Source organism: Thioalkalivibrio sp. ARh3 (assembly GCF_000377265.1).
Classification (GTDB): Bacteria; Pseudomonadota; Gammaproteobacteria; order Ectothiorhodospirales; family Ectothiorhodospiraceae; genus Thioalkalivibrio; species Thioalkalivibrio thiocyanoxidans.
The window spans coordinates 417,118-440,946 of the sequence record NZ_KB897948.1; the positions used below are offsets into that span (position 1 = coordinate 417,118).

At 67.4% G+C, this 23,829-nt stretch carries 21 protein-coding genes; 13 read left to right on the top strand and 8 right to left on the bottom strand.

Translation table 11 applies throughout. The features are described from left to right. Window positions 1-159 precede the first annotated feature (159 nt). From C995_RS0106805 to cydC, 3 genes are all read left to right on the top strand, one after another. Window positions 160-1,551 carry an NAD(P)/FAD-dependent oxidoreductase gene (locus C995_RS0106805; protein WP_018864207.1) on the top strand — a complete coding sequence of 464 codons (1,392 nt, stop codon included), beginning with the start codon at window positions 160-162 and terminating at the stop codon, window positions 1,549-1,551. A 79-nt stretch (window positions 1,552-1,630) separates the two neighbouring features. Continuing rightward, window positions 1,631-3,289, top strand: coding sequence for a thiol reductant ABC exporter subunit CydD (gene cydD, locus C995_RS0106810; RefSeq protein WP_026278993.1), 1,659 nt, complete (start codon window positions 1,631-1,633; stop codon window positions 3,287-3,289). Then, on the top strand, window positions 3,282-4,988 hold the full coding sequence (cydC, locus tag C995_RS0106815; protein WP_018864209.1) for a thiol reductant ABC exporter subunit CydC: 1,707 nt from the start codon (window positions 3,282-3,284) through the stop codon (window positions 4,986-4,988). Before cydD ends, cydC begins: the two co-directional genes overlap by 8 nt. A 138-nt stretch (window positions 4,989-5,126) precedes the next feature. On the opposite strand, the gene C995_RS0106820 is transcribed toward cydC, so the two are convergent. Next, entirely contained in the window at window positions 5,127-5,903 is a 777-nt protein-coding gene (locus C995_RS0106820; protein ID WP_018864210.1) for an HAD family hydrolase, read from the bottom strand. Between the two features lie 139 nt (window positions 5,904-6,042). Between C995_RS0106820 and dksA the strand changes: the two genes are divergently transcribed. From dksA to thpR, 6 genes are all read left to right on the top strand, one after another. Then, window positions 6,043-6,495, top strand: a complete 453-nt coding sequence (gene dksA, locus C995_RS0106825) for an RNA polymerase-binding protein DksA (protein WP_018864211.1) — start codon at window positions 6,043-6,045, stop codon at window positions 6,493-6,495. A gap of 29 nt (window positions 6,496-6,524) precedes the next feature. Beyond that, a complete protein-coding gene (gene gluQRS, locus C995_RS0106830; protein WP_018864212.1) occupies window positions 6,525-7,466 on the top strand; it encodes a tRNA glutamyl-Q(34) synthetase GluQRS in 942 nt (313 codons plus the stop codon). A gap of 92 nt (window positions 7,467-7,558) precedes the next feature. Continuing rightward, window positions 7,559-7,732, top strand: a complete 174-nt coding sequence (locus C995_RS14335) for a hypothetical protein (protein WP_018864213.1) — start codon at window positions 7,559-7,561, stop codon at window positions 7,730-7,732. Further along, on the top strand, window positions 7,722-10,667 hold the full coding sequence (locus C995_RS0106840) for a sensor histidine kinase (protein WP_018864214.1): 2,946 nt from the start codon (window positions 7,722-7,724) through the stop codon (window positions 10,665-10,667). Before C995_RS14335 ends, C995_RS0106840 begins: the two co-directional genes overlap by 11 nt. Beyond that, the gene (locus C995_RS0106845) at window positions 10,664-11,977 is read left to right on the top strand and encodes a sigma-54 dependent transcriptional regulator (protein ID WP_018864215.1); all 1,314 of its coding nucleotides are present in this window, start codon (window positions 10,664-10,666) and stop codon (window positions 11,975-11,977) included. Before C995_RS0106840 ends, C995_RS0106845 begins: the two co-directional genes overlap by 4 nt. Window positions 11,978-12,019: 42 nt before the next feature. Next, window positions 12,020-12,541: an RNA 2',3'-cyclic phosphodiesterase gene (gene thpR, locus C995_RS0106850; protein WP_018864216.1), complete on the top strand. Its 522-nt coding sequence runs from the start codon at window positions 12,020-12,022 to the stop codon at window positions 12,539-12,541. On the opposite strand, the gene C995_RS0106855 is transcribed toward thpR, so the two are convergent. After that, window positions 12,531-12,821, bottom strand: a complete 291-nt coding sequence (locus tag C995_RS0106855) for a hypothetical protein (protein WP_018864217.1) — start codon at window positions 12,819-12,821, stop codon at window positions 12,531-12,533. The genes thpR and C995_RS0106855 overlap by 11 nt on opposite strands. A 3-nt stretch (window positions 12,822-12,824) precedes the next feature. Then, the gene (locus C995_RS0106860; protein WP_018864218.1) at window positions 12,825-13,772 is read right to left on the bottom strand and encodes a sodium-dependent bicarbonate transport family permease; all 948 of its coding nucleotides are present in this window, start codon (window positions 13,770-13,772) and stop codon (window positions 12,825-12,827) included. Between the two features lie 154 nt (window positions 13,773-13,926). On the opposite strand from C995_RS0106860, the gene C995_RS0106865 reads away from it, so the two are divergent. Together C995_RS0106865 and C995_RS0106870 are read left to right on the top strand one after the other, a co-directional pair. Further along, window positions 13,927-14,505: an NAD(P)H-dependent oxidoreductase gene (locus C995_RS0106865; RefSeq protein WP_018864219.1), complete on the top strand. Its 579-nt coding sequence runs from the start codon at window positions 13,927-13,929 to the stop codon at window positions 14,503-14,505. A gap of 718 nt (window positions 14,506-15,223) precedes the next feature. Continuing rightward, on the top strand, window positions 15,224-15,604 hold the full coding sequence (locus tag C995_RS0106870) for a DUF2237 family protein (RefSeq protein WP_012982252.1): 381 nt from the start codon (window positions 15,224-15,226) through the stop codon (window positions 15,602-15,604). Window positions 15,605-15,659: 55 nt separating this feature from the next. Here C995_RS0106870 and C995_RS0106875 read toward each other — a convergent pair whose 3' ends face one another. Continuing rightward, the gene (locus C995_RS0106875; RefSeq protein ID WP_018864221.1) at window positions 15,660-16,415 is read right to left on the bottom strand and encodes a DUF3581 family protein; all 756 of its coding nucleotides are present in this window, start codon (window positions 16,413-16,415) and stop codon (window positions 15,660-15,662) included. 56 nt (window positions 16,416-16,471) lie between these two features. After that, window positions 16,472-18,352: a DNA helicase RecQ gene (recQ, locus tag C995_RS0106880; RefSeq protein WP_018864222.1), complete on the bottom strand. Its 1,881-nt coding sequence runs from the start codon at window positions 18,350-18,352 to the stop codon at window positions 16,472-16,474. Window positions 18,353-18,539: 187 nt separating this feature from the next. Between recQ and C995_RS0106885 the strand changes: the two genes are divergently transcribed. Next, window positions 18,540-19,538: a diguanylate cyclase gene (locus C995_RS0106885; RefSeq protein WP_018864223.1), complete on the top strand. Its 999-nt coding sequence runs from the start codon at window positions 18,540-18,542 to the stop codon at window positions 19,536-19,538. Further along, window positions 19,539-21,356, top strand: coding sequence for an ABC transporter ATP-binding protein/permease (locus C995_RS0106890; protein ID WP_018864224.1), 1,818 nt, complete (start codon window positions 19,539-19,541; stop codon window positions 21,354-21,356). 4 nt (window positions 21,357-21,360) lie between these two features. On the opposite strand, the gene iscX is transcribed toward C995_RS0106890, so the two are convergent. The 3 genes from iscX to hscA are packed head-to-tail and all read right to left on the bottom strand — an operon-like array spanning window position 21,361 to window position 23,804. Beyond that, window positions 21,361-21,567 carry a Fe-S cluster assembly protein IscX gene (iscX, locus tag C995_RS0106895; RefSeq protein ID WP_018864225.1) on the bottom strand — a complete coding sequence of 69 codons (207 nt, stop codon included), beginning with the start codon at window positions 21,565-21,567 and terminating at the stop codon, window positions 21,361-21,363. A gap of 10 nt (window positions 21,568-21,577) precedes the next feature. Next, the gene (gene fdx, locus C995_RS0106900) at window positions 21,578-21,916 is read right to left on the bottom strand and encodes an ISC system 2Fe-2S type ferredoxin (protein ID WP_018864226.1); all 339 of its coding nucleotides are present in this window, start codon (window positions 21,914-21,916) and stop codon (window positions 21,578-21,580) included. Window positions 21,917-21,920: 4 nt separating this feature from the next. Next, window positions 21,921-23,804, bottom strand: coding sequence for a Fe-S protein assembly chaperone HscA (gene hscA, locus C995_RS0106905; protein ID WP_018864227.1), 1,884 nt, complete (start codon window positions 23,802-23,804; stop codon window positions 21,921-21,923). Window positions 23,805-23,829: the final 25 nt, after the last annotated feature.

Consider the following 23,829-nt stretch of genomic DNA (forward strand, 5'->3'; position numbering starts at 1 on the left):
AGTCCGCAATGGCATCCTTCACCGCAACAGGCACGCCCACGCGGCTTTCGCGGCTTGGCATGCAACTTGTAAGACCTTTGCAACCGAGGCAAGGCAGGCATCTTCCTGCCGACCAAGACTGCACCGCCGGACCGCGGTGCCGGACCATGGAGATTCAGCATGTCCCAGCGCGAAAACCGGAACGAGCATCCCCACCCGAATCGCACGAGCGAGGCGGTCGCCGATGCCCTTGAACGCAGCGGCCTGTCGCGGCGCGACTTCCTGAAGATCGCCGGGGCCGCGGGCCTGGCATCGGCCACCGGCATGCAGGCTGCGCCGGTGCGCGCGGCAGTTTCGACCCGTGCTCGTATCGTCGTGCTGGGCGGCGGCGCCGCCGGCCTCACCATGGCCGCCCGCCTGCGCAGCCTGCTCGACGGGGCACGCATCACGGTGGTCGAACCAAGCGAGATCCATCACTACCAGCCCGGCTGGACCCTGGTCGCCTCCGGCGTCTATTCGATCGGCGAGGTTCAGCGGCGCACCGAACGGTATATCCCGCGCGGGGTGGACTGGGTTCGCTCCGGCGTGGCCGCCATCGACCCCGATTCGCAGCAGGTCGAGACGGTCGATGGCGAACGCCTGGACTACGACTTCCTTGTGGTCGCCACCGGTCTGCACCTGGACTACGAGGCGATCGACGGCCTGCGCCGCGAGGACATCGGCCGGACCGGCCTGACCAGCATCTATGCCAGCGCCGAGGCCGCGCGGGATGCCTACGAGCAGATTCAGGCGTTCGGCGAGAACGGCGGCGTGGCACGTTTCACCATCCCCGGGACCCCCATCAAGTGTGCCGGCGCGCCGATCAAGGCCGCGTTGATCGCCAACAGCCTGCTGGAGCGAGCCGGCCAGCGCGGCGGGACCGAGTTCCACTATCACACCGGGGCCGACAGGTTGTTCAGCGTGCAGCGCTTCGACACGATGGTGCGTGACCTCTACTCCGAGCACGACATCGCCGTGAACCAGGATGGATTCCTGACCGCGGTCGATGTTGACGCCCGCCAAGCCACCTTCCGCGGGACGAACGGCAACGAGGAGACGGTCGACTACGACTATCTGCATGTCACGCCACCGATGCGGGCCCACGAATTCGTGCGCGAGGCCGGTCTCGCCGTGGAGGATGGCGCGCTGGCCGATGGCGGCTGGCTGGCGGTCGACGACCGCACGCTCCAGCACGCGCGCTATCCGAACGTCTTCGGCGCCGGTGACGTGGTCGCCACCGCCATCGGCAAGACCGCATCGACCGTGCGCTCCCACGGCGCAGTGATGCCGGACAACCTGGTGGATGTGCTGCAGGATCGCGAGCCGTCGCGCGAGTTCGACGGCTACACCTCCTGCCCGCTGATCACCGAAGTGGGCAAGGCCGCGCTAGTGGAATTCGACTACACCCTGGAGGAGGTCCCCACCTTCGGCTTCATCGACCAGGGAGAACCCAGCTGGATGTGGTGGCGCCTGAAGGTGCACATGATCAAGCCGCTGTACTTCAACATGCTGCGCGGGCGCTACCTGCGCTAGGGGGACGCTGACCCATGTCGACAGTCGCGCGCTCGCCGCGCCGGTTGTACCGTGCCCGAACCCCATTCGTCCGCGCACGATGAAGCCGACTGCCAGGGAGTGGCTGCGCCAGCGCGCTCACCCCCATCGACACTGGCTTTGGCTATCCGCGGCGGGTTCCCTGATCGCCGCGGGTGCCACAATCGGAGTGGCCGGCATCATCGCCCTGGCCGTTCACCGGGCGCTGTTCGAACCCGATCGCCTGGACTGGACGGCGGTACTGCTGGGCGGGCTTGGGCTGATCGGGCTGCGTTACGCCGCCCAGGCCCTGCGCGACCTGGCCGGTCAGCGCCTGGCCCACGATGTCAAGGGCCGCCTGCGCAGCGAGCTGTTGCGTCGAGCGCGTGAAACAGGTCCGGCGCGGCTCGCGACGCAGGCCACCACCGGCGAGTGGATCGAACGCTTTCAGGCGCGCGGCGAGGATCTGACTGGCTATTACGCGCGCTACCTGCCTGCCATGCAGGCGGTGATCCTGATCCCGCTGGCCATTCTGATCACCGTGTTCTGGCTCGACTGGCTGGCTGGACTACTGCTCCTGTTCGCCGCCCCGCTGATCCCGGCCTTCATGGCGATCGTCGGCATGGGGGCGGAGCAGATCCATCGCCAGCAACAGGAGGAGGAAGACCGCCTCGCCGGCCATTTCCTCGACCGCATCCGCGCCCTCGACTGGCTGCGCCGGGCGCGCGTACTCGACGCGACCGAGGCAGAGGTCGTGGAACGCAGCCACCAGCAGCGCCGGCTGACCATGCGCACCCTGCGCGTAGCCTTCCTCTCCTCGGCGGTCATGGAGTTCTTCAGCGCCGTGGCCATCGGCATGGTCGCAATCTATGTCGGCTTCGCCCTGTTCGGGGCCCTGGACTACGGCCCGGCGGTGGACCTGACCCTGTTCACCGGGCTGTTCGTCCTGCTGCTGGCCCCGGAATATTTCCTGCCGCTGCGCCAGTTCGCGCAGAGCTATCACGACCGGGCCGGCGCCCTCGCCGCCGCCGAGGCCCTGGCCCCGCTGGCGGAGCCCGTCAACACGGCCACGCCGGACGATGCCCGGCCGCAGGCCGCCCCTTCCGAAGACCTGCTCGTCCTGGAGGAGGTCAGCGTGCACTATCCCGGCCAGACGGAACCGGCGCTGGCCAGGACCACGCTGGCCATCCAGCCGGGCGAATCCATCGCGATCACCGGCCCCAGCGGCTCCGGCAAGTCCACACTGCTCGCCCTCTGCGCCGGCTTCCTCGTGCCGGATGGGGGTCGGGTGCACCGCCATGCAGACGCGCAGCACTTTGTCTGGATCGGCCAGGAGGCCCACCTGTTCCACGGGACCCTGCGCGAGAACCTGCAACTGGCGCGTGGCGACACCATCCCCGACGCCGAGATGGCCAACGCCCTGGATCAGGCCGGGTTGCCCCTGCAGGCCGCAGAACTCCCCGACGGGCTGGATACGGCCATCGGCGAGCAGCGCCGCGGCCTCTCCGGCGGGCAGGCCCAGCGCGTCGCCATTGCCCGCGGCCTGCTGTCCGCGCATCGGCTATGGCTGCTGGACGAGCCGACCAGTGCGCTCGACCACGAGACCGAACACGCGCTGCTGGACACCCTGTTCGAGCTCGCCCACCGACATCGGCTCACGCTGGTTGTGGCCAGTCACGAGGCAGCGGTCCGGCGCCGATGCCAGCGCATCCTCGCCGTCGGAGACGCGCGCGATGCATAAGGACTGGCGCTGCGATCTGCACTTCGTGCACACGGTGTTTCGCCAGCGCCGGTTCTGGTACTGGGGCGCCTGGGCGCTCCTGGCCCTGACCTGGATCGCCGGTATCGTGCTGCTCGCCCTGTCGGGCTGGTTCATCACCGCTACCGCCCTGGCCGGGGCCGGCGTCCTGGCCACCCTGGACCTGTACGTCCCCTCGGGCGGCATTCGCACCGCGGCGATCAGTCGCACGCTGGCGCGCTATTCCGAACGCGTGGTCAGTCACGAGGCGGTGCTGCGCAGCCTGGCCGACCTGCGCAGCCAGACCTTTGCTGGTCTCGCCGCGCGCCCCGCACACTGGATCCGCACCTACCGCAGTGGTGACCTGCAGACCCGCCTGACCGGGGATATCGATACCCTGGATGCGATGCCGCTGCGGGTGGTGGGCCCGATCGTCGCCGCCGTGCTGAGCCTGCTGATCACCCTGACCCTGGCGCTCTGGCTGGCCCCGTGGCCGGCAGCCGCGCTGCTGGTGGCAGCCGGCGGCCTCACCCTTCTGGTCTCGCCGCTGCTCGCATGGCTCGGGCAACGCCACAGTCGCGAACTGGTACAAGCCCGGGCCAATGAGCGGATCGCCCTGTCCGACTACATCGGTGGGCTGGCGGAGCTGATCGCCTTCCAGCGCGCCGCCGAGACCGAACAGGCCCTGCGCGCACGGCATGCCGACCATGCCCGCCGCCTGACCCGTCAGGAGTCGGTAGGCGCCCTGGCGGACCCGGTCGTGCAGGCGGTAGTAGCCGTGTCCTCGCTGCTGATGCTGCTGCTCGCCCTGCACTGGTATATGCAGGGCCTCATCTCCGGTCCGGTGGCGGTCCTGCTACCGCTGATGACGCTTGGGCTGGGCGAGGTACTGGGCAGCCTCCCCGGTGCCTGGTGGCGCACCGGGGAAAGCCTGGAGGCGGCCCAACGCGTGCGTCATATTGTCGAGGCGTCCCCAGATCGTCAGGGCAAAGCCGGGCACCCCGCCCCAGACGGTTCCCCGCGGCTTTCGACGCAGGGGCTGGTCATCGGTTTCGAATCCCACCGCCCTTTGTCCGTTCCGCTGGATCTCGCCCTCGAGCCCGGTATGCCGCTGGTCGTCACCGCCCCCAGCGGACGCGGCAAGAGCACGCTGCTGGACACACTGGCCGGCGAGCGACCACCGCTAGCCGGCTCGGTCCTGCTCGATGCCACCGCGATCGAGCGCATCGATCCCGACCAGCGCTATGCCCGTATCAGCTATCTGCCGCAGTCCGTCCACCTGCCGGACGCCCGCATCCGCGACATCCTGGCGCCCGAAAGGGGCTCGCACCCCGACGAGGCCCTGTGGGACGCCCTGCACCGGGTCGACCTGGCCAGCCGGGTGGCCTCCAGCAGCGAGGGCCTGGATACACGCATCGGGGAAGGCGGGCGCCGTCTCTCCGGCGGCCAGCGCCAGCGCCTGGCCCTCGCCGCGCTGACGCTGCAGGATCGTCCGATCGTGCTGCTCGACGAACCCTTCTCCGGCCTCGATCCCTCTACGCAGCGCCGCGTGCTGGAGTCTCTGCGGCCATGGCTGGAGCAACGCCAGTGCGTGCTCGTCACCCACGCCCCGGAGATGCTGCCGGTCCACTGGCAGCGTCGGTCACTGCCCCGGGCAGGTACCGATTCCAGGAGTGCTGCCAAAGGAGGCGAGTCTCCTTGACGGTCCGGGTTACCCGCGCCACTCATCCGGCATGACACGACGACAGTCATCGCAACAGGCTGGCGGCCCGGCTACCGACTGCCTCCTGCGTACGGCCCGAGATAATGACCGCCGCCCGTGCGGCCGTGCGGGCCGGGCTCAACGCCCCCCTTGCGCCACGGCGGCCCATCCGCGGAGTGCCTCCACATCCACGCAGGGGCCCGGCAAGGCCGGCCCTCGGAGCACCGTTGCCGGATGCTGCGGCTCACCGAAACCGTCCAGGACAACCAGCGCCCCGCTGAAGTCCTGCTCCCGCGTGTAGTCGTTGGTCGTGACCACCACGGTCAGACCCGCGCCCCGGGCCGCGCGCACGCCGTTGTCCGAATCCTCGAGGGCCAGACAGGCCTCCGGTGGCAGATCCATTGCCTCCAGGGCGTGCCGGAAGATGTCTGGTGCGGGCTTTTTCTCCGGGACGACATCACCGGCCGAGATCACCTCGAAGCGGTACGGCCCCTCTTCCCCCAGCGTGGCCTCCAGCAACGCGGTTACATTCTCCGGCGTCGTCGTGGTGGCAATCGCCAGTCGCAGACCGGCGGCCGCTGCCTCGTCCAGCAGGCGTTCAACCCCCGGCCGCAGGGGGATCGCGCCCGTCTCCAGCAGCGCCACGTAATGCCGGGTCTTGGCCGCATGCAGATCACGGATACGCTGATCGATGCCGGGTTCGGCCAGGCGTTCGGGGTGATCCTCCGCAAGGTACTGGCGGATGCGCTCCTTGCCTCCCGTCACGCGTAGCAACTGGCCGTAGCGTTCCACGCTCCATTCCCAGTCCAGGCCGGCCTCGGCAAATGCCTGGTTGAAGGCTACGCGGTGACCATCACGCTCGGTATCGGCCAGTGTGCCGTCGACATCGAAGATCAAGGCCTTCAGTTCCTGCATCCGAACTCCTTTGATATGTGTCTGATAAAGGGGGATTCGCCCCCGGGCCCGTACAAAAAACCCTGGCACGGGACTTGCCCGGGCGCACTGTCTCTGGTACTAAGTGCGCCTTATTTTTCCAGCCGGAGAGAATGCCCGCATGGCTGCTGACAAGAATCAGGACCACCCCTCCACCAAGCACATGGTTGCCGGAGGCATCGCGCCCTACGAGCCGAAACCGGACGAAGAGTACATGAATCCGGATCAGCTCGATCATTTCCGCAGCCTGCTGCGGGCATGGCGCCAGGAGCTGGCCGAAGAGGTCGACCGTACCGTGGGCCACATGCGTCAGGACGCCGCGAACTTCGCGGACCCGGCCGACCGCGCGACCCAGGAAGAGGAGTTTGGCCTGGAGCTGCGTGCCCGCGATCGCGAGCGCAAGCTGTCGAAGAAGATCGACGAGGCCCTGCGCAAAATCGACACCGGGGACTACGGCTACTGCGAGACCTGTGGCGTCGAGATCGGCATCCGCCGCCTCGAGGCACGCCCGACCGCCACGATGTGCATCGACTGCAAGCAGCTGGCCGAGATCAAGGAAAAGCAGATGGCGTAATACGCCACTGGCGGCAGGATGGCTGTGCCATGACCACCGCCAGCCCCCGGCAGGGTGCCCCCTACGTGGGGCGCTTTGCCCCCACTCCCTCCGGCCCGCTGCATGCGGGTTCTCTGCTCGCCGCCGTCATCTCCTGGCTGGATGCCCGCAGCCACCGTGGCCGCTGGCACCTGCGTATCGACGACATCGACAGCCCGCGCGTACAGCCGGGGGCGGAATCCGCGATCCTGTCAGCGCTTGAGGCCTTCGCCCTGTACTGGGACGGCCCGGTCACCCGCCAGAGCAATCGCACCCCGGCCTACCACGCCGCCCTTGAGTGCTTGCTGGGGCAGGACCTGGCATTTGGCTGCGCCTGCTCGCGGCGTGACCTTGCCCACCACGGCAAGCCGGGCTGGGAAGGCCCGATCTACCCCGGCACCTGCCGCCATGGCCCGCCCGCCGGGCGTCCACCGCGCGCCATTCGCGCCCGTGCCTTGCAGTCGCACTGGCTCGTGGAGGACCGTTTCCTGGGCCCCGTCGCCTTCGACCTGGAGGCCCTGGGCAGCGACTTCGTGATCCGCCGCGCGGATGGGCTGTTTGCCTACCAGCTGGCCACCGTCGTGGATGATCTCGAGCTGGGCGTAACCGACGTCGTGCGCGGGGTCGACCTCCTCGGGTCGACCCCGCGTCAGATGCAGCTCTGCCGCTCCCTGGACGCCCCCCTGCCGCGCTACGCGCACCACCCCGTGCTGGTCGCCGGACGCGGCCACAAACTTTCGAAGGCAACGGGCGCCAAGGAGCTGCGCGAGGACAACGCCCGTGCCCAGGTCGCATCCGTTCTGGACTGCATCGGACTGTCGCCCAGCGATCGTGACCGTCCCGACCGCCCGGCCACACAACTGGCCGAGGCCCTGGATCAGCTGACCGGACACCCTATGGCTGCGCGCCTGCCACTTGCCACGGAAGTGCCCGCCCGCGATCACGCAGGGTAGACTGCCGCCATGCTGCCCGCCCCTATTACAGCAACCGCGCCAGCCCATGTGACCCGTGGCGCGCGGCTTCACACCCCGCCGAGGCGCTGACAGTGGGTGCCTCACGCGCGATCCTGGTCACCCTGCTCGGGGCCCTGCTGTTCCTGAGTCCACTGGTAATCTGGGTCGCACACCTGACGCCGGCCTGGTGGTGGCCGTTCGCTGGCTGGGCGGCGTTCATCCTCGTGGTCGCCCTGGCCTTTGTCGGGGGTCGCCGTGACCCTTAGCCTGGGGCTGATCTACGCCGTCGGCGTGGCCTATCTGGCCCTGCTGTTCGGGATTGCCTTCCTGGCCGACCGGGTCCCGCGCATCGGTCGCATCGCGGCCAATGGCTGGGTGTTCAGCCTGTCGCTCGGAGTCTATGCCACGTCCTGGACCTTCTACGGCAACCTCGGCTTCCTCGCGGACCACGGCTATCTCTACCTGACGATCTACCTGGGCGTGACCCTCGCCTTCGCCGCCACCCCGTGGCTGCTGCGGCCGATCCTGCGTCTGACCCGCGAGCAGCAACTCACTTCGCTGGCAGACCTGTTCGCCTTTCGCTATCGCAGCCGGTGGACCGGCCCCGTCGTCGCGCTGTTCATGCTGGCCGGCGTGCTCCCGTACATCGCGCTCCAGATAAAGGCCGTCGCGGAATCCGCCGGCGTACTGACCGCCGAGACCCCCCCGCACCTGCTTGCCCTGACGTTTAGCGCCACCATTGCCCTGTTCGCCATCCTGTTCGGGGCACGCCACATCGCCCCTCGCGAGAAACACGCCGGACTGGTGCTGGCCATCGCATTCGAGTCCATCGTGAAGCTCCTGGCGATCCTCGGTATTACCGCCGTCGCCCTGTATGCGGTGTTCGGCGGGTTCTCCGGGCTAAACAATTGGCTCGCCGAAAAGCCGGAGGCAGTAGACGCGCTCTACGCACCGGTGCGCGAGGGCGGCTGGTTCGCGATGATGATCCTGGCGTTCGCCGCCGCCTTCCTGCTGCCGCGCCAGTTCCACATGCTCTTTACCGAGAACATTAACCCGGCAGCACTGAACCGGGCCGCCTGGGCCTTTCCTGCCTTCCTCCTGCTGCTGAACCTGCCGATGCCGGTGCTCTACTGGGCCGGCGAGGCGGCAGACCTCGGCATCGACACCAACTACTACGCGATCGGCATTGCGGGCATGCTCGATTCACCGGCACTGGCCCTCCTGGTGTTCATCGGGGGGGTTTCGGCCGCCAGCGCGATGATGATCGTCACCACGCTGGCCCTGGCGCATATGGGGACCAATTACCTGTCGCCGCTCACACGGCTGCACGAAGAACACAGCACTCAGGCCAACCTCTACTCCCGCCTGCTGTGGGGTCGGCGTTTCTGGATCGTGCTCATCATTGGCCTGGGCTATGCGTTCTACGGCCTGCTGCAGGTCGTGGAGGGCCTGGCCCAGCTGGGGCTGATTTCGTTTGCCGCCGTGGCCCAGTTACTGCCCGGACTGATCGGGCTGATGCTGTGGAAACAGGCGAACCGCGTGGGCTTCCTGCTCGGCCTCTGCGCGGGGATTGCCGGCTGGGCACTGACGCTGGTGCTGCCATTGCTGGCCAAGGCCGGTTTTGTCACCGGCTACCCGGACCCGCAGGCCCTGCTCCGGGCCGAGGCACTGGACCCATGGACCTTTGCCCTGATGTGCAGTCTCGGAACGAACGCCATCCTCTTTGTGCTCGGCTCGCTGCTGACGCAGCCCAACCGCGAGGAGTCCGAGGCCGGGCGCGCCTGTTGCCCCAACGAATCGGCCGGATCTGGCGGTGGATTGCCACTTGCCGGCGACGTAGGCGAGATGGAAAACGCGCTGGGCGCCACCCTGGGCGCCAGTGCTGCCCGCCATGAGGTACAGCGCGCCCTTGACGAACTCGGGCTGCCGCGACACACGCGCTCGCGCGGCGACCTGCGCAACCTGCGCGAGCGTATCGAACGCAACCTGTCGGGGCTGCTGGGACCGGTCCTTGCACGCATGATTGTGGACCAGCACCTGCGTCTGGATGCCGCGGGGCGCCACACTCTCAGCGAGAGCCTGCGCCGGGTGGAGGAACAGCTCGAGACCCGGGCCTTGCCCCTGTCGGGCCTGGCAGCCGAACTGGATGCCCTGCGCCGCTTCCATCGCCAGATCCTTCATGAACTCCCGCTGGGGGTCGCAAGCCTTGGAACGACCGGCGAGATCACCGGCTGGAATCAGGCCCTGGCCAAACTGACGGCCATCAGCACCGACAAGGCCGTTGGGTGCAATATCCAGCAACTCGACAGCCCATGGGCAGGACTGCTGACCGCCTTTATCGAGAGTCCGGATCGCCAGTGGTACAAACTCAACGTGGACCTGCCGAACGGCAACCGGCGACTCAACCTCCACAAATCTGCACTCCAGGACGAGCATGGGCGGCTCGAGGGACGCATCGTCCTGATTGAGGACATCACCGAACGCGCGCAAATGGAATCCGAGATTGCCCACGGCGATCGCCTGGCTTCGATCGGGCGCTTCGCCGCCGGGGTCGCGCACGAGATCGGCAACCCGCTGACCGGCATCGCCTCGCTGGCACAAAACCTACCCCTCGAGGAAGATACCGCGGAGATCCGGGGCACCGCCGAAGACATCCTCGCGCAGACACGCCGCATTAACGCCATCGTGCAGTCGCTCGTCACCTTCGCACACGCCGACGAGGGCCCGTCCGCCGGGCATTTTGAAACCATCGCGCTGGACGCGATCGTCAACGAAGCGATCCGGCTCACGCGCCTGGCCGGGCGCAAGGACCTGCGCTTCGAACTGACGGGCCTGGAAGGCCTTTACCTGCGCGGCTCGCATGCGACACTACTGCAGGTGTTCATCAACCTGCTGACCAATGCCGAACAGGCCTCGCCGCCGAACGCGGTCGTTTCGATCGGCGCCAGCACCCGCGGCAGCAATGTCCAGCTGATCATCGACGACCGTGGGCCGGGCATCGAGGAATCGACTCTGGAGCGATTGTTCGAGCCATTCTTTACCACCAAGCCCGCCGGCCAGGGCACCGGCCTCGGTCTGCCTGTCGCCTACAGCATCGTTCGCGACCACGGTGGTACCCTGATGGCCGTTAACCGCCCGGAAGGCGGGGCACGCTTTGTCCTGATCCTGCCGCGACACAACCCCGATGGGGACACCACATGACGCGCATCCTTCTGGTTGACGATGAAGCACCGATTCGCCGCGCGGTACGCCGGTTTCTGGAGCACCACGACTTCCAGGTACACCTGGCCGAGGATCTTGCCAGCGCCCGCACCGCTTTGCGGGACGCCCCCCCGGATCTGATGCTGGTGGATCTGCGTCTGCCCGATGGCGAAGGCATCGAACTCCTCGCCGAGGGCGGGCATACCCCCACCGTCATCATGACCAGCTACGCCTCGGTCCCTTCCGCGGTCGCCGCGATGAAAGAAGGGGCTGCCGACTACATCGCCAAGCCATTCGATCACGATGCCCTGCTGCTCACGCTGCGCGCAGCGCTGCGGGCCGGGGCCCCCGCCGCAACGACGGCAGGCAGCGACCGCGATGCCGACGACGATCGTCTGGGCCTGGTGGGAGACAGTGCGGCCATCCAGCGCCTGCGCGATCAGATCCGCCGGGTCGCGACCACCCAGTCCACCGTACTGCTGCGCGGCGAATCGGGCACCGGCAAGGAACTGGCGGCGCGCGCCCTGCATCGACTCAGCCCGCGCGCCGCCGGGCCGTTCATCGCAGTCAACTGCGCGACCATTCCCGAAGGTCTGGTCGAAGCCGAGCTGTTCGGCCATGCCCAGGGCGCCTACACCGGCGCGGTGAAGGCGCGCACCGGCCTGATCCAGGCCGCCCACGGCGGCACATTGTTCCTGGACGAGATCGGCGAACTGGCGCCGGCCGCGCAGGCCCGCCTGCTCCGCGTATTGCAGGACGGCGAGATCCGCCCGGTCGGTGCCAACGAAAACCTGAAAGTGGATGTCCGCCTGCTGGCCGCCACCCATCGCGATCTGGAGGCCATGATCGAGGCACAGACGTTTCGCGCCGATCTGTACTACCGTCTGCGCGTACTGGAGCTGTCCATTCCCCCGCTGCGCGAACGGCGCGAGGATATCCCCGCGCTGGCCAGGCACTTTCTCGCGGGCTTCCCGACGCACAGCGGGCCGTCCCCCGAGCTCACCGAAGCCGCCCTGCAATCACTCGAGTCCCACGACTGGCCAGGCAATGTGCGCGAACTGGCCAATGCCCTGGAACGCGGCTGGGTGCTCAGCCCGGATGGCAGGATCGAACCGGATCACCTGGGGCTCACCCCGGCTCCGGGCAATGGTGACGCAACGACCGGAGGATCGAGCCTCAATGACTACTTCCGCCGCTTCGTGCAGCAGAACCAGGACCGGATGACCGAGACCGAACTTGCACGTGCCCTGGGGATCAGCCGCAAGACCCTGTGGGAACGCCGCCAGCGCGAGAACCTTCCCCGGCCCTGAGCGGGATGGGCTTGTGGCCGCATCGGCTTGAGGAGAAACGACTTGAGTGACCCGCGCCGCGTCTTCCTCGCGCTGTGGCCCGACGAGGCCACACGCGGGATGCTGGACGAGGAGGCGCAACGCCTGGGCGGCCCGGGACGGGCCGTACCGAAGGCCCACCTGCATCTGACCCTGGCCTTTGCCGGCACCATCCCCGCCACGCAGGCCGACTGCATCGGCCAGGGAATCACCACCTTGAAGGGTGAGGCCTTCACACTTGTGCTGGATCAGCTGGGTTTCTTCAAAGGAGCGCGCGTCAGCTGGATTGGCCCATCCGAGACGCCCTCCGCGCTGAGCGAGTTGGCCGTACGGGCGCGAAGACTGGCAGAGGCCTGCGGCGCCGCGCCGGAGGGCCCCCCCTTCCGGCCACACATCACCCTGCGCCGCTTTGCACGCGCACCCGGACGCGAACACCCCGAACGCCCCATTCACTGGGACGCAGACGAGGTCGCGCTGATCGAGTCCGGACAGGGCGGCAACCCCGGTCCCTACAAGGTCATCGCACGGACCCGGCTCAGTTCTTGAGCGTCACCGGAGTCGTGAACATCAACAGGCCGTAATCCGCCTCATACTGCTCCTTGAACTGTCTGGCAATGCGATCGCACAACTCCGCGGAACCGACCACCTCCAGCTTGATGTTGCCCCCCTGGCGCCAGTTACCCCGGCGCTTGCCATGTTTGCCCCAGCCGCGGGTGTCGGTCACCGTATAGCCGGCCGCACCCTGGCGACGCACCTCGTCAATCAGGATATCCTCGAGGATCGCTTCCGCCACCACCGTCAACAACAGCATCTCGTCCGATTGCATCGCCTAGCCTCCCAGCGAATAGAGCCACTGGGCCATCCAGAAGTACAGCGGGACGCCCAGGAAGATATTGAACGGGAAGGTCACCCCCAGCGAGGCACCAATCGACAGCGCGGGATTGGCCTTGGGGACCGCGATACGCATGGCGGCTGGCGCGGCGATGTAGGAAGCACTGGCGTACAGCGTTGCCAGCAGGAGCGTGCCCCCCAGACTCATGCCAAGCCCCCAACCCAGCAGGATTCCCAGAACCGCTGATACCACCGGCATCACGATCGCGAAGACGACCAGGAACACCCCGTACTGGCGCACCTCCGCAATGCGACTGGACGCGACCAGCCCCATCTCGAGCAGGAACAGGGCCAGCACGCCCTTGAACAGATCGAAGAACATCGGCTCCAGTGGATCCATCAGCTCGGGGCCGGCCACGAAGCCGATCACCAGCCCACCCGCGAGCAGGAATATGCTCTTGCCGAAAAAGACCTCGTGCATGGTCTTGCCCCACTGCACCGGCCCCTTGCTACCCATGCGCGCCAGCAGGATGCCGATCACCAGCGCCGGCATCTCCAGCAGCACCAGGAAGACCACCATGTGGCCCTCGTAGTCGATGCCGCGGGCCGCGAGAAAGGCGACCGCCACCGAGAACGTCACCACGCTGACGGAGCCGTAGTGCGCGGCGATAGAGGCCGAATCCGCGCGCGGCATGCGCCCCAGCCAGCGCAGTACCGGAAACGCCAGCAGCGGGATCAGGGAACCGACCGCCAGCACCGCAAGGCCGGGCAGGATGAGCGGCACCAGCTCACTTTCCGCCAGTTTCACGCCGCCATGCAAACCGATGGCCAGCAACAGATAGATCGAGAGCGCCTCGTAGATCGCCATCGGGATCTTGAGATCCGACTTGGCCAACCCGGCGATCGCCCCGAGCAGGAAGAACAGAACTACCGGATCAAAAGCCATTTCAACCCGTCTCCGTTACAACGTGCTGGTATTGCCAACATCCTAGGGAAACCGAGACCAACGCGCACCTTCAGGTTTGCGCCCACCAGGCTGCCCCCATGATGCGTTACGCTCGGGGTGAAAGGTTTGTTGCTGGACAGCCGGAGACTGGGCGATGACACGCATCCTGATCCTGCAGGGCCATCCGGACCCGGCCGAAGGCCACTTCGATCATGCGCTGGCCGACGCCTACCGCGAGGGTGCCGAGGGTGCGGGCCTTGCAGTGGACTCGTTTCCGATCGCCCAGCGCGACTTCCCGCTGCTGCGCAGCCAGGCCGAGTTCCTGGACGAGACCGTGCCCCCCGCAATCCTCGAAGCACAAGAGCTGATCGAGGTCGCCAACCACCTGGTACTGATCTATCCGCTGTGGATGGGCGACATGCCGGCGCTGGTCAAGGGCTTTCTGGAGCAGGTCTTTCGGCCATCGTTTGTGGCCGACGGCGACATGAACCAGTTGCGCCATACGCGGCTCAGGGGCCGCTCGGTGCGCATCGTCGTCACCATGGGCATGCCGGCGCCGGTCTACCGCTGGTTCTACCGCGCCCACAGTCTGAAGAGCCTGGAGCGCAACGTCTTTAGGTTTTGTGGCTTCGGCCCCGTGCGCCACACCCTGATCGGGCAGGCCGGAGGCGATGCCGCCTCGCGCCAGCGCTGGCTGGACAAGATGCGCGTACTGGGCGCAGTAAAACGCTGATCAATATTCACGCGCGTGCTGGTACTCCAGGAGGCTCGGCTGCCCTTTGTTGACGAAAATGTGCGCGCGCACGGCGTTGCGACGCCCCTGTGCAGTGGGTGTGATGGGCGCCACCGCACCCTGTTCGGTCCTGATGAGCCCCGCCGCCCGCCGCGCTGTGCAGCGGGCGGCGTTCCGATCAAAGGTCGGGCGTCGGCGGCGTCGGCGGCTCGGGCAGGTCGGATGGATCTGGCAACGGGCCATCCCCCGGCGAGGGTGGGCCGGACGATCCCGGGGCCTCCGGCGGCGCCGGCAGGTCCGGGCTACTGCCCCCGCGCTGTTGCCCCGGAGGTGTCCCGCCATGGCCCGGCGGCGGGTTGCCCCCGGCCGGCGTATCGCCACTGGCCCCGGGCGAAGCTCCCGGCGGACCACCAGGACCCGGTTGCGCCTGTGCGCCACCCACTGCGAACAACGCGCTGAGCGCTACCGCCAGTACCCAACGTTTCTTCGACTTCATGTCACCAACTCCTTGTGTGGATTCCTGCCCATGAGGCCTCCCAAAGGGCGCACCGTTCCGGTCCATCCGAAGAACTGCCGATCTCTTCACGTTCCTCACCCCCACAACGAGGCCCCAGGCTGCCGCGCCGGGGTGAACTCTCGTCACATGTGCAGGAACCGCTCGGCACACTGACGAGTTCGTTATCCTGCCAGTGATTTCATTCACCAGGAGATGCTGACGATGCAGCGTTTCGAATCCCGCAACGTCTTTGGTCGCCCGCTGGAACCCTGCGGTACCGATCCCGTCACCGGTTTCTATCGCGATGGAGATTGCGCCACCGGCCACGACGACCAGGGTATTCATACCGTCTGTGCCGAACTGACCGAGGAATTTCTGGAGTTCTCGCGCGCGAAAGGCAACGACCTCAGCACACCCAACCCGGCATTCGGGTTTCCGGGTCTGAAGGCCGGGGATCGCTGGTGTCTTTGTGCCGGGCGCTGGCTGGAGGCCTACAAGGCCGGCTGTGCGCCGGGGGTGTTCCTGCGTGCCACACACGAAGAGACGCTGGCGATCATCCCGCGCGACATCCTGGCTGAACACGCACGCGACACCGCCGACTAGGTTTTTTCAACAGGCTGTCCTCGGGGCAAGTCCGAAGGATGCGGAGTTTGCGGACCTAGCCGACCACCCGCCGTGCACGGGCCTCGCCGCTGTAGGCAGCCTTCCAGCTCTCGTAGTCGGCCACCAGCTGTTCGACATCCGCGGCGTCATACGGGCGCAGGCCGCTCAGCACCAGGTGCTTGCTGCCCTCGGCCACGACGGCCTGGTCGATCACCAGTTCGTAGTCGAGGCGGATCTCGCCGCGCTTGCCGTTGACGGTCATCACCGCATCCTTGAGCCGCGGCTCCGGGACGCCGGCCGATGCGGCCAGCGGCTCCGGCAGGCTGAACCCCATGCGCTCGTACATCACCAGAGGGCGCTTGGGGTTCACCATCACCCCGTGCTCCTCCATCAGCGGCACGAGCACATGCGGAAAATTCTGCCCGGAGAAGCTGACGTAGCTGCGGATCAGCGATTCGATCACGTCCGGATCATCGATCACACGTCCGGAGCGCTCGACCTCGATCACGCTCTTGCCGCCATCTGCCGTAATGGCGAAGGCATCGCCCGGGGTGTCCGGGAAGATCAGCGGCACATGCCCGCCCACCATGCTGGTGAAGCGAAAATGCATGTTCGCGCTCGCACCGAAGGTATCCAGCACCAGGGCAAACAGCAGATCGCCGGGCACGCAGAAACGCCGGTTGTCGGCGTCATGGATCGGGTTGAAGTCACCCGCCAGCGTCTTGGCGAACTCGCTGCCCTGTTCGGGGGTGACCACCACCTGGCCATCCCGGAGTTCGTAGAAATCTTTCAGAAAAGGGGTGTGGCTCACGCGGTCTCCCCGGCTGTTGTCGTCTTGTTATCGGGCGTGTCCCGGCGTTTGCACCACTATAGCCCGAAATGCCCCTCGATGGCCCGGATGAACGCATCGCCGTAGCGCTCGAGCTTGTGTTGCCCCACCCCGGTAATCCCCGCCATCTCCTCCGGCGTACGCGGCGCGCTGGCCACCATCTCCAGCAGTGTGGCGTCGGAAAAGATCACATACGGCGGCACGCCTTGCTCGCGTGCCAGTTCGGTTCTCAGCGCCCGCAGACGTTCCCAAAGGCTGCGATCTTCCGGATCCATCGCGGATACGCTGCGGGCGGTATCGCGGCGCGCGGGCCTGGCCGGGCGCGCCGGGCGGGCCTGCTCCTCGCGAAGATGGATGGATTCCTCTCCGCGCAGCACGCCCCGGCAGGAGGGATCCAGGCGCAAGCCGCCGTGACCCGCGTCGTCCAGCCGCAGCAGGCCCCGGGCCAGCAGCTGGCGCACCACCCCGCGCCACTGCATCTTGTCCAGTTCAGTGCCGATCCCGTAGGTACTCAGCCGGTCGTGCCCGAGCCGTTGCAGGCGCTCGCTCGAAGAACCCCGCAGCACGTCGATCACATGCCCGGCCCCGAAGCGCTCGCCGGTGCGGTAGATGCAGGACAAAAGCTTCTGCACCGGCACGCTGGCATCCCAGGTCGCGGGCGGATCCGTGCAGTTGTCGCAGGTCCCGCAGGGCTCCGGCATGTGTTCGTCGAAGTACGCCAGCAGCGCCTGGCGGCGGCAGCTGGTGATCTCGCAGAAGCCCAGCATCGCGTCCAGTTTCTGCTGCTCGATGCGCTGGCGCTCAGGGCCGGCCTGCGAGCCCTCCAGCATCTGGCGCAGGGTCACCACGTCCTGCAGGCCGTAGACCATCCAGGCATTGGCCGGCAGCCCATCGCGGCCTGCGCGCCCGGTCTCCTGGTAGTAGCCTTCCAGGCTTTTGGGCAGGTTCATGTGCGCGACAAACCGGACATTGGGCTTGTCGATCCCCATGCCGAACGCGATCGTGGCCACCATGATCACACCCTCCTCGCGCAGGAAGCGGGTCTGGTTCTCCGTGCGTGTGCGGGCGGAGAGGCCCGCGTGGTAGGGCAGCGCCGGAACCCCCTGCTCCGCCAGCCACTCGGCCAGGGCGTCGACCTTCTTGCGCGACAGGCAATAGACGATGCCCGCCTCGCCCGCGTGCTCCTCGCGGATAAAGCGCAGCAGCCGATCGCGCGGGGCACCCGCGCGCCCTCCATCGGCCTGGGCCACGCGATAGCGGATATTGGGGCGGTCAAAGGAGCTGATGAATGCGCGGGCCTGTTCCAGCCGCAGCCGCTCGCGGATCTCCTGGCGGGTCGGCCCGTCGGCCGTGGCGGTCAGCGCCATGCGCGGGACAGCCGGGAAGTGCTCGGCCAGCACCGCGAGCTGGCCGTATTCCGGGCGGAAATCGTGGCCCCATTGGGACACGCAGTGCGCCTCGTCGATTGCGAACAGGGCCAGCTCAATCCCCTGCAGGCGTTCCAGCATGCCCGAGGCAAACAGACGTTCCGGGGACAGGTACAGAAGATCCAGGTCGCCCGCATGGAGTGCGGCCAGCACACCGCGCGCGGTCTCGGCGTCCTGACCGGAATCCAGGCTGGCCGCGGCCACCCCGTTCTGGCGCAAGGCCGCCACCTGGTCCTGCATCAGCGCAATCAGCGGCGAGATCACCACCGCACAGCCCGGGCGGGCCAGTGCCGGCACCTGGTAGCACAGCGACTTGCCGCCGCCGGTAGGCATCAGCACCACGGCATCGCCACCGGCGATCACATGCTCGATGATCGCCTGTTGCTGGCCACGAAAATCGGAATAGCCGAAGGTCTCGCGCAGGATGTCCAGCGGCGCAATGGCCGGAGCGCTTCCCTGCGCGTGCCCGGCGGCGAGACGTGTCGGTTCCAAGAGAAGCTCCAGGGGTTGGCAAACACCGAAGCCTGCCGAATGCCCGGCAAGGCTGCAAGCCTCGAAACGGCCCGGCCCGTCCGGGCACTCTCTCCGGTCGCAACTGGTACGAATCCAGCACCACCGTGTACATTGGTCACCACCCCGCCCGACCCGCATCCACCACCAGACGTGATGGCCCGAAAGCATGCCCAATTCGGTTGACGAGGAAGTCCGCAGCGCGGTCCGCGAGTACCTGGATGCCTGGTTGCGGCAGCGGGACCTCGATCAGCTGCTCGCACTTCATACCGACACGCTCTGCGGCTTCGGCACCGGCATGGACGAGGCGGCGTTCTCGCCCGCGGAGGCCGCTTCGGTTATTCGGCGCGATATCGAGCAGGCGCCGGAGTCCTTCGACTACACGATCCAGCGCGAACACGTGACCTTTCCGCACCCGGAGGTCGCGATCGCGATGATCACCTTCGCGATGCACACCCGGATCCACGGACAGCAGGTCAAGCTCAACGAGTTGAGGGGCACCCTGGTTTTTCGGCGCACAGACGACGGCTGGCGTCTGGCGCACCTGCACGGCTCGTTCCCCGCCACCGTCCACGGGGCCGACGAGCCCTACCCGATCAAGGAGTTGGAGGACCGCGCCCAGGTGCTTGAGCGCATGGTCAGCGAACGCACGCGCGACCTGGAAGCCGCCCAAGAGCACCTCGAGCGCCTGGCCACCACGGATCCTCTCACGGGTCTGCACAACCGCCTGAAGGGTAACCATGCCATCGAGGAAGCGATCCTGCGGGCCCGCCGCGACGCGAGCCCCCTGACTGCGATCCTGATGGATCTGGATCACTTCAAGACCATCAACGACCAGCAGGGGCACGCTCGGGGCGACCATGTCCTGAGCGAGACCGGACGGCTCCTGCGCGAGCGCATCCGCAGCTCCGATACCGCCGCGCGCTGGGGTGGCGAAGAGTTTCTGATCCTCTGCCCCAATACCACGGCCAAGCAGGCCGCGAATCTCGCCGAGGCCCTGCGCCAGGTGATCGCGGCGCATGACTTCGGGACCGACCCGCCGCTGACCGCGAGCTTCGGTGTGGCCACCTGCCAGCCGGGCGACACCGCGGAAACCCTGATCGCACGTGCCGATCAGGCGCTGTACGCGGCCAAGCGCGCCAGCCGCAACCGCGTCGAAAGCGCCTGAATGCGCGGCCACACGACACATCCGGATGCCCCGCCGCCCGGGGCGGTAAACTGGCGCATCCTCAAGAGCCTGCTGCCCTATCTGGCGGAGTTTCGCGGGCGGCTGATCCTGGCGCTTGTGCTGATGGGCCTGGCAAAGCTGGCCACGGTCGCGATCCCGCTGGCACTGAAGTACATCGTCGAGCACTTCGAGGACGCCGATACCGAGGCGCTGGTGGCCGTACCGGTCGCCCTGGTGATCGGCTACGGTCTGCTGCGCTTTGGCAGCACGCTGTTCGGCGAGCTGCGCGATGCGGTATTCGTGCGCGTAGCCGAACGCGCGATGCGCCGCGCCTCGCTGCGCGTGTTCCAGCACCTGCACCGCCTGGAGCTGGGTTTTCACCTTGCGCGCGAGACCGGCGGCCTGGCGCGCGACATCGAGCGCGGCACCAGCGGCATGAGCTTCCTGCTGCGCTTTACCGTATTCAACATCCTGCCGACCCTGATCGAGATCGCGCTGGTCGCGGTGATCCTGCTGATCGCCGTGGGGCCGGTATTCATGGTCACGGTGCTGGTGGCGGTCGCGGTCTACATCGCGTTCTCGATCTGGATCACCGAATGGCGCACGCGCTTCGTGCGCGAGGCCAATCTGCGCGACAACGAGTCCAACACCCGCGCGATCGACAGCCTGCTGAACTACGAGACGGTCAAGTACTTCGGCAACGAGTCCTTCGAGGCCGAGCGCTACGACCGCGGGCTGGCCGCCTGGGAACAGGCGCGCACCAAGAACGTCCTGTCGCTGGTGCTGCTGAACTCCGGGCAGGCCCTGATCATCGCCGCCGCGATCACCGTGATCATGCTGCTGGCCACGCGCCAGGTGGCCGCCGGCGAGATGTCGCTGGGGGATCTGGTGATGGTCAACGCCTACATGATCCAGCTGTTCATGCCGCTGAACTTCCTCGGCTTCGTCTATCGCGAGATTCGCCAGTCACTGGCCAACATCGAGCGGCTGTTCGGCCTGCTGGAAAAGCCCGTTCAGGTGGAGGATCGCCCGGATGCCCCCGATCTCGAAGTCCGTGCGGGCACGGTGCGCTTCGAACATGTGGAATTCGGCTACCACGCAAACCGGCGCATCCTCAAGGACGTCTCGCTGGAGATCCCGGCCGGGCACAAGCTGGCCGTGGTCGGCCCCAGCGGGGCCGGCAAGTCCACCCTGGCGCGGCTGCTGTTCCGCTTCTACGACGTGGACGGCGGGCGCATCACCATCGACGGCCAGGACATCCGCGAGGTCACGCAGGCCAGCCTGCGTCGCGCCATCGGTGTCGTCCCGCAGGACACCGTGCTGTTCAACGACACCATCCGCTACAACGTCGCCTACGGCCAGCCGAGTGCGGACGAGGAGGCGATTCTCCGCGCGGTACGCCTCGCCCACCTGGACGACTTCATCGCCCAACTGCCAGACGGGCTGGATACGATCGTCGGGGAGCGGGGGCTGAAGGTCTCGGGCGGGGAGAAACAGCGCATCGCGATCGCCCGCATGCTGCTGAAGGATCCACCAATCCTGGTCTTCGACGAGGCAACCTCGTCGCTGGATTCGGGCTCGGAGAAGGCCATCCTGCGCGCGCTGAACGAGGTCTCGGCGCGGCGCACGACGCTGGTGATCGCGCATCGGCTGTCGACCGTGATCGACGCCGAACAGATCGTGGTGATGGAGCACGGCCATGTGGTCGAACGCGGCACGCACCGCGAGTTGCTGGCCCTGAACGGCGCCTACGCGCGGCTATGGCGCCACCAGCAGGAGGAGGCCGAACAGGCCCACCCGGCGACGACCGGCGAGTAACGCCTCAGTCGTCGTCGACGTCGGCCTCGTCCATCCAGGCGGCCTGGATCGCCTCGAGGATGCGCTCACCGGAGCGGTTCGGGTCGTCGTCGAACTCCGGCAGCTCCATGACCCACTGGCGCAGATCCATGAAGTTGATGTTGCGCGGGTCCACGTCCGGGTGCTCGTCCGCCAGCTGAATCGCGATTTCCTGGGTATCGGTCCACTTCATAGCCGTGCCCTCAGTGGTTCTCGGAGACCTGATTGATCGTGTACTTCGGCAGCTCGACCACCAGATCAGTGTCGGCCACGAGCGCCTGACAGGAAAGTCGGGAGTCCGGCTCCAGACCCCAGGCCTTGTCCAGCATGTCTTCCTCGTCCTCGGTCGGCTCCTCGAGGCTGTCGAAGCCCTCGCGCACATAGACGTGGCAGGTCGTGCAGGCGCAGGACTTCTCGCAGGCATGCTCGATCTCGATCCCGTTTTTCAGGGCCAGATCGCAGATGCTGATGCCCGGCTCGGCCTCGATGGAGGCCCCCTCCGGGCAGATTTCCTCGTGGGGCAGAAAGATTACCTGGGGCATGTTGTCAGTTCCCTGCGTCGTATTCGCTAACGTTGTGTCCGGCGAGCGCGCGCCGGATGCTGTCATTCATGCGCCGCGCGACAAAGGCCTCGGAGGCCTGCTCCACGCGCTTGCGCGCGGCCTCGATGGCGTCGGGATCGGCACCCTTCTCGCGTTCGGCGCGCAGCGCGTCGCGCGCCTGCTCGATGGTCTGGCGCTCCTCGGCCTCGAGGTAGCGATCGCCGTCCGTCTCCAGCGCGGCATCCAGCGCCTCGAGCACGCGGTCGGCCTCGACCTGCTCCTCGCGCAGGCGCCGCGCCTCCATGTCCTCGCGCGCGGAGGAGGCGGAATCGCGCAGCATCTGCTCGATCTCGCCGTCGGTCAGGCCGTAGCTCGGCTTGACCTCGATATGCGCCTCCACGCCCTGGGTCTGCTCGCGCGCGGTCACGTTCAGCAGCCCGTCGGCATCGACCTGGAAGGTCACGCGGATACGCGCGGCCCCGGCCACCATCGGCGGGATACCGGACAGGGTGAAACGCGCCAGCGAGCGGTTGGCATCGACCACATCACGCTCGCCCTGCACCACATGCAGCGACATCGCGGTCTGGCCGTCCTTGAAGGTGGTGAAATCCTGAGCGCGGGTGGCCGGGATCGTGGTGTTGCGGGGGATGATGAACTCGACCAGTCCTCCCATCGTCTCCAGCCCCAGCGACAGCGGGATCACGTCCAGCAGCAGGAGCTCGGTATCGGGCTTGTTGCCGGCCAGGATGTCCGCCTGCTGGGCCGCCCCGATGGCCACCACGCGATCGGGATCGATCCCGGCGTGCGGCGTGCGGCCAAAGAACGCTTCCACCGCGTCGCGGACCGCCGGCATGCGCGTGGAACCACCGACCAGTACGACCTCGTCGATCGCGTCCGGCGCCAGGTCGGCATCCTCCAGCACCTGGCGGCAGGCGGCCATCGTACGGTCCAGCAGCGGCCGGGCCAGTTCCACCAACGTCGCGCGGTCGAGCTCCGCCGCGTGGATCGAACCATCGGCGCGCGCGACCTCGACGCGGGTGTTCTCGGCGTCGGTCAGGGCCTCCTTGGCCTCGCGCGCGGCCAGCAGCACGCGGCGCAGGCGCTGCGGGTCGCTCTCGCCGGTCATCCCGGCCTGGTTCAGCAGCCAGTCGGCGATCGCGCGGTCGATGTCGTCGCCGCCCAGGGCGGAATCGCCCCCGGTGGCCAGTACCTCGAACACGCCCCGGCGCAGCTGCAGGATGGAGATATCGAACGTCCCGCCACCCAGGTCATAGACCGCAATGGTGCTCTCTTCGCCCTGGTCCAGCCCGTAGGCCACGGCCGCGGCGGTCGGCTCGCTGATCAGACGCAGGACGTTCAGGCCCGCCAGTTGCGCCGCATCGCGCGTCGCCTGGCGCTGCGGGTCGTCGAAGTACGCGGGCACGGTAATGACCACGCCTTCCAGCTCGTCGCCGAGTGTGGCTTCGGCGCGTTCGCGCAGCGTATTGAGGATGTCGGCCGAGACCTCCACCGCCGTCTTGTCCCCGGCAGCCGTCTCGATCCGCGGAACGCTGGAGTCCCCGGTCTTCAGCCGAAACGGCAACTCCCCGGACAGTGTGGCCACATCTGCCGCACCGCGGCCGATCAGGCGCTTGACCGAGGCAATGGTGTTGTGCGGATCATCCGCCGCATGCGCAGCCGCCGCGTGCCCGACGCTCACCGCATCCGGCGCGTAGTGCACAACCGAAGGCAGAATATGCCGACCCTGCTCGTCCGGCAGGGTGTCGGCCACGCCACTGCGCACGGTGGCGACCAGCGAATGCGTGGTGCCGAGGTCGATCCCGGCCGCCAGGTGCCGCCGATGCGGGGCGGAGTCGGCTCCGGGTTCGGTGATCTGCAGTAACGCCATCGAAATTCGGCTCCTTCACACGGCG

Coding starts and splice junctions, on each gene's coding strand:
- C995_RS0106805 (WP_018864207.1), top strand. CDS start 160: ATGTCCCAGCGCGAAAACCGGAACGAGCATCCCCACCCGAATCGCACG.
- cydD (WP_026278993.1), top strand. CDS start 1,631: ATGAAGCCGACTGCCAGGGAGTGGCTGCGCCAGCGCGCTCACCCCCAT.
- cydC (WP_018864209.1), top strand. CDS start 3,282: ATGCATAAGGACTGGCGCTGCGATCTGCACTTCGTGCACACGGTGTTT.
- C995_RS0106820 (WP_018864210.1), bottom strand. CDS start 5,903: ATGCAGGAACTGAAGGCCTTGATCTTCGATGTCGACGGCACACTGGCC.
- dksA (WP_018864211.1), top strand. CDS start 6,043: ATGGCTGCTGACAAGAATCAGGACCACCCCTCCACCAAGCACATGGTT.
- gluQRS (WP_018864212.1), top strand. CDS start 6,525: ATGACCACCGCCAGCCCCCGGCAGGGTGCCCCCTACGTGGGGCGCTTT.
- C995_RS0106845 (WP_018864215.1), top strand. CDS start 10,664: ATGACGCGCATCCTTCTGGTTGACGATGAAGCACCGATTCGCCGCGCG.
- C995_RS0106855 (WP_018864217.1), bottom strand. CDS start 12,821: ATGCAATCGGACGAGATGCTGTTGTTGACGGTGGTGGCGGAAGCGATC.
- C995_RS0106860 (WP_018864218.1), bottom strand. CDS start 13,772: ATGGCTTTTGATCCGGTAGTTCTGTTCTTCCTGCTCGGGGCGATCGCC.
- C995_RS0106865 (WP_018864219.1), top strand. CDS start 13,927: ATGACACGCATCCTGATCCTGCAGGGCCATCCGGACCCGGCCGAAGGC.
- C995_RS0106870 (WP_012982252.1), top strand. CDS start 15,224: ATGCAGCGTTTCGAATCCCGCAACGTCTTTGGTCGCCCGCTGGAACCC.
- C995_RS0106885 (WP_018864223.1), top strand. CDS start 18,540: ATGCCCAATTCGGTTGACGAGGAAGTCCGCAGCGCGGTCCGCGAGTAC.
- C995_RS0106890 (WP_018864224.1), top strand. CDS start 19,539: ATGCGCGGCCACACGACACATCCGGATGCCCCGCCGCCCGGGGCGGTA.
- iscX (WP_018864225.1), bottom strand. CDS start 21,567: ATGAAGTGGACCGATACCCAGGAAATCGCGATTCAGCTGGCGGACGAG.
- fdx (WP_018864226.1), bottom strand. CDS start 21,916: ATGCCCCAGGTAATCTTTCTGCCCCACGAGGAAATCTGCCCGGAGGGG.
- hscA (WP_018864227.1), bottom strand. CDS start 23,804: ATGGCGTTACTGCAGATCACCGAACCCGGAGCCGACTCCGCCCCGCAT.